This is a genomic window from Desulfobacter latus (assembly GCF_013389365.1).
GTDB lineage: Bacteria > Desulfobacterota > Desulfobacteria > Desulfobacterales > Desulfobacteraceae > Desulfobacter > Desulfobacter latus.
Genome location: NZ_JACADJ010000121.1, coordinates 1 through 5,194, shown reverse-complemented (window position 1 = coordinate 5,194; position 5,194 = coordinate 1). Strand labels below are relative to the sequence as shown.

Here is a 5,194-nt window from a genome sequence, read left to right as displayed (position 1 = left end):
GTCGCTGTCAGAAAAAGCGGATCATTTAACATTAAAACAGTGGACAAAACAGTACAGGGCATTAGCTGGAAATATTGCAGGCTGCTTCATGCATCTGACGGTTATTCCTACAATACGACGTGCTAAGTGCTAAGGTCCGGTGCATGGCTACTATCTTAATTATAAGGAGGACGGTAATTCCTAAGGATGAACATAATCACCCGGCATAAATATTTGTTTCTATTTTTATCCATCCTGGTTGCGTTACCTTTTTTAATCCACCTGCCCAAGGTAAAAACCGTGGATAATGTGGATTATTTTACACTTGAAAATCACCCGGACGTCCTTTTTTACGAAAAGTTTAAACAAATATTTGGAAACGATGAGTTTTTTGTCATTGCAATAAAAAAAGATCCTCTGTTTACCCGGGAGAACCTTGAACTTCTGAAACAAATTACCAATGACATAGAACAGATCAACGGTGTCCGTAAAGTTAAAAGCCTGGCCAATGTCAATGATACCATCGGCGAGGATGATTTTTTCATGGTCAGGCCGTTTCTTGAAGATATTCCGGAGGAACCCGATGATCTCAATAAACTAAAGCAGAGCGCATTAGATAACCCCCTTTATTTAAAAAATTTTATTTCAACTGACGGAAAAACAGCTGCCATCGTTGTTTCCGTTTATGAAAAACCTGAAGACCCGGGATTCAGAAAAAAACTGCTCAAGGAATGCGATGCTGTTTTAGAAAAATATAAGGACAGGACCGGAAAGGTTTTCAAAGCCGGATGGACCACAACAAACCTCTATCTCAGCCAGTATATGAAGCAGGATATTGCCACATTTATTCCCATTACATATATACTTATCACTTTGGCTGTATTCTTTTTTTTCCGGAATATCTATCTGACCGGTGTGGCTGTTTTAAATATCTCAATTTGTATGGGATCAACCATGGGGCTGTTTCCCATATTTGGGATCACCCTGAATAATGTAACTACGATTGTTCCTCCCCTTGTTATGGCTCTGGCCCTTTGCGATATCGTACATATATTCTCTCACCTTGACAGACAGGTTCTGGTTGAATCCGGCACCATGGAAAAAGCAATTGCCAACACGTTGAAAAAAGTCTTTCTGCCCTGTTTTCTGACCACACTGACCACGGCTGTCGGATTTATCTCCTTATATTTAAGTGACATCCCACCCATAAAGGATTTTGCCGTTGTAGCCTCCTGCGGTATGATTTTTGAGTTTTTCTTCTCGTTTGTTTTTATGCCGCCGTTTCTTCTCTTGTTTAATGAAAACAAGATTTTCCATAAAAAGAAAGATAAAGGAACGTTACACAGCAGGCTTAAAAAAACATCCGGATTTGTATTTGAATATTATAAACCCATATGTATAGCCGGACTGGCGTTAATTATCGCCTCTTTATGGCTATCTTCCATGATCAGGGTAGAAACCAATCTACTTGATTATTTTAAGCGAACGGACAAGGTTAGACAGTCCATTGGTTTTGTGGAAACCAATTTAGCCGGCATTGGTACCCTTGACATTTCCCTTGTTTCAAAAACACAGGACGGATTCAAATCGCCAGAAAATTTAAAAATAATTGAAACGATACAAGAATACAGCAGTGGGCTGGAAGGCGTGGATAAAGTCATGTCCTTTGTTGATTTTATCAAAGATATGAATCAGTCTTTTCATAATGAAGATCCCGAAAAACTAAAAATTCCCGATTCCAAAGCCCTGATTCCCCAGTATTTGCTCTTGTATGATTCCGATGATATTGATGATTTTATAAATGAGTCCTTTGATCATGCCAGGATTTCATTGCGGCTCTCACATCATTCCACCAGGGACCAAGAAAAAATGATCCAATCTCTCCGGCAATTTATCGACGGTCTGAATACAGACGATTTGGAAATCAGGATCACAGGCAGGGCACTGCAGGATGTCAATACCATTGATTCCCTGGTTAAAGGCCAGATTTACAGCCTTGCCACAGCAGCCTGCATCATCATTGTCATTATGTTTTTTGTGCTCAGGTCTGTCTCTTTAGGGTTTCTCAGCATTATACCCAACCTGTTTCCCATTATTCTTAACTTCGGGATCATGGGCGCCCTCAGTGTATCGTTGAATACTGCAACTGCCCTGATCGCTGCTGTGGCCATCGGCATTGCCGTGGATGATACCATTCATTTTCTTTCCCAGGTGAAATCAAACCTGATGGCGCATCAGGATATCAAGGCTGCTGTTGCCGGGGCCATTTTAACCAAAGGCAAAGCCATTGTGCTTTCGTCTCTGATCTTGTGTATTGGATTCGGCGTCATGGCTTTCAGCCGTTTTGTGCCGACAATCAATTTCGGGGCCTTAAGTGCTGTGATCATGATCACCGCAGTTATCGGAGATATCCTGATTCTTCCTTCCGCAGCCTTGTACTTGACTCGTTGGGGAGTGAAATTTCATAAATTATAGGAGATTTCTAATCTTCAAGGTCGAAGGGTTGATACCGGCCTGGCGCTATAATATTGTTTGGGTCAAGGGCATCTTTGATCGTTTTGGTTACTTCCCAGAACCCCTCGGACCCCTGTGCCAGTTTTTTCATGGTGAAGATATTGGTCCGGTAAGGCGGGTATCCTGCTGCCATGATTTTTTCAAACAGTGCATCATAACAGGCTTGGGCTTGCTGGGTTTCAGCACAATTATCCCTGTCATAAGAAATGGTGATGACACTGACCATGGCCCGTTCGGTGATCAATGACACAGTAATCAAAGGCTCAAAACCGTATTGCTTAAAAATGGGATTCACGATTTTAATAAGATGGTTGGCCGCCAGCCCTGTCATCGGAAGAATAGGGGAAATCCACATCATGCCGGCATTGTAATCCAGCGGATCAATTGTTTCTGTCGTAATATCCTTTTTGACACGCCACAAGGTGCCAAACAAAAATGCATCCGTAGGGGTTCCTTTGAGCAATCCATACACCTTTTCAACGGATTTGAATTTGGTTTGCAGTTCTGTAAATACTTGAAATCTTGAAAAGATTTTTGATAACCAATGCAAACAAGCAATGGTTTTATCTCCTGCAAACTGTATTTTGCCAAGCCCGCGCAACGCTTTTCTTAATTCCGCCTTATTGTTTTTAACCTGTTTTGTAGAGCCGTAAACTGCACCACTGATATTCCATGCACCAAATTTTCCCTGTTTGCGGAAATATTCACTCAGATTATCTGACAATGGTGTCTGGTGATTTGCCTTTTTCCAGGGATATTGGTTAAAAGAGGAGAAAACCCGCAGATCGTTTCCAATATGTATCAGGCTTTTGATCTGTCCATTCAACTTAAGGGGCCGCAATGTTTCAATGACAGAAGAAATATCTTCTTTTTTGGGGACAGCACAATAAAACATACTGCAGCATTCAGGTTCCGGCATCAACCAGATACCGAGTTTTGTGATAATGCCATAATTGGACTGTGTAAACAGGCCATCCAGGTAAGGACCGATGCCGTATTTAAAAACATGAGCTGTTTTTGCACCTTTATAATGCCCGAATCCGGTTTTAAGCTCTCTTCCGTCTCCAAGAATTATCTCCATGCTGCAGGAGTGCATGAAATGGTCACCATATGGAGTGTGACCAAAACCGCGTTCAAGGGTGTTGCCGACAATGCTGGCATCCGGTCCGGAACCGGTGCAGTCCAGCCATAATGGCAATTTCTTTTCTTTTAAATATTCGTACATCTGGATCTGGGTCACCCCTGGTTCAATAACTGCATAAGCTAACGGTTCATTTACTTCCAGGATCTTGTTCATGCGTGAAAGATCCAAAATGATTTGACCTTCCCGGGGGGCGCATGCGGAACCATAGCCCCAGTTCCTTCCCCTGCTGATAGGATAAAGTGTAAGGTTGATCAGATTGGCAGTTTGTACGATTTTTTTGATTTCACTGCTGTTTTGGGGCCACACAACAGCATGGGGTTTGATATTTGATGCCAAGGTTGTTCTGGAATACTGATAAAGAATCTGGTCGTTATCAGATACGAATCTCTCACCTACAATATCACCCAGAAGTTGTAAATTTTTATTCTGTTCACGGCTCATTATGGTATCCTTTGGTAGATAATTTTTTCATACCATAATTAAATTAAATAAAAAGGGCAACACACATTTGTGTGTTGCCCTTATAAAGTTTGATAAAACTCAGGCGTTTGTCAATTTTTTAGCTATTTAAGCATTTTTTCTTCTGGAGACACCTGCCAAACCAAGAAGTCCAACACCGAAAAGCAGCATGGTAGTGGGTTCAGGCACAACCGCTAATTTAAATTCGCCATTGTTGGTTATATATATGGCGCCAGGCGGATTATGCGCTTGTCCTTGGTTAGCACCATTGGCAGAAGCATAAGCATAGAGCTCATCCTCTGCTCCATCAGGCAGCGCTCCGGTAACGGCGGTGGTGTTAGAAAAACCAAGCAAAAATGAAATTGGATCTATATCAGACAAGTCATCTCCAGTTGTTGAATCAAACCAATAATCATCTTCTAAAAAAGTGGCCAAATATTCTATATTTACGTTATCATCATTATCGGTAATTGTTCCGTCTGCGGAAACAACTGCTGAACCATCAATAAGATCAAACGATCCAATGAGTATCCCATCGTCTGCACCATAAGTTGTGGAATCACCATTATTTACCGTTCCATAATTAACATCTGTACCAATTTTTGAAAGGTAAATATCAAGAGAACCGCTATTAAAATCCAAGGGCCCACCAAGCGTTACATCGCCTCCAAACTCATAAATTCCAGTAAGCTGATACATTGAATCAACTTGATAACTAGGATCCATATCAGAACTTGTTGCCACCCAAACACCCCAGTTTTTGAAAGTTCCGTCAATGTCTCCAATGATAGGATTGACATCGTAAATTTCTGAATACCCAATACCAGAAATGTTGAAGAGGTCTTGAACAGCTATTGAAGTGTTTAAACTAGCATTGGTTTGTCCAGTTCCCGTTGTGTCTATATGCCAAAATTGTAGAGCCGATGATGTCCCGGCTATCCCCAGAATTAAAAAACTCGATAATAATAACTGTAAAATAATTTTTTTCATTTTTATACTCCTTAAAGTTAAATATATTATGCAAAACAGTATTCCAAAAACCAAATTTCTGTTCCACCTCCTTTCCTTTTGAATATAAATAATTCATGCTTCAAACTT

The 5,194-nt window shown here is 40.9% G+C and carries 3 protein-coding genes; 1 reads left to right on the top strand and 2 read right to left on the bottom strand.

Annotation, left to right across the window (positions count from 1 at the left end; translation table 11 throughout):
• Positions 1 to 186 precede the first annotated feature (186 nt).
• The gene (locus tag HXW94_RS17990; RefSeq protein ID WP_178368279.1) at positions 187 to 2,454 is read left to right on the top strand and encodes an efflux RND transporter permease subunit; all 2,268 of its coding nucleotides are present in this window, start codon (positions 187 to 189) and stop codon (positions 2,452 to 2,454) included.
• Positions 2,455 to 2,461: 7 nt separating this feature from the next.
• On the opposite strand, the gene HXW94_RS17985 is transcribed toward HXW94_RS17990, so the two are convergent.
• Together HXW94_RS17985 and HXW94_RS17980 are read right to left on the bottom strand one after the other, a co-directional pair.
• Complete coding sequence (locus tag HXW94_RS17985; protein ID WP_178368278.1) at positions 2,462 to 4,078, bottom strand: FAD-binding oxidoreductase; 1,617 nt, start codon at positions 4,076 to 4,078, stop codon at positions 2,462 to 2,464.
• A 126-nt stretch (positions 4,079 to 4,204) separates the two neighbouring features.
• Positions 4,205 to 5,086 carry a PEP-CTERM sorting domain-containing protein gene (locus HXW94_RS17980; protein WP_178368277.1) on the bottom strand — a complete coding sequence of 294 codons (882 nt, stop codon included), beginning with the start codon at positions 5,084 to 5,086 and terminating at the stop codon, positions 4,205 to 4,207.
• Positions 5,087 to 5,194 lie beyond the last annotated feature (108 nt).

Coding starts and splice junctions, on each gene's coding strand:
- HXW94_RS17990 (WP_178368279.1), top strand. CDS start 187: ATGAACATAATCACCCGGCATAAATATTTGTTTCTATTTTTATCCATC.
- HXW94_RS17985 (WP_178368278.1), bottom strand. CDS start 4,078: ATGAGCCGTGAACAGAATAAAAATTTACAACTTCTGGGTGATATTGTA.
- HXW94_RS17980 (WP_178368277.1), bottom strand. CDS start 5,086: ATGAAAAAAATTATTTTACAGTTATTATTATCGAGTTTTTTAATTCTG.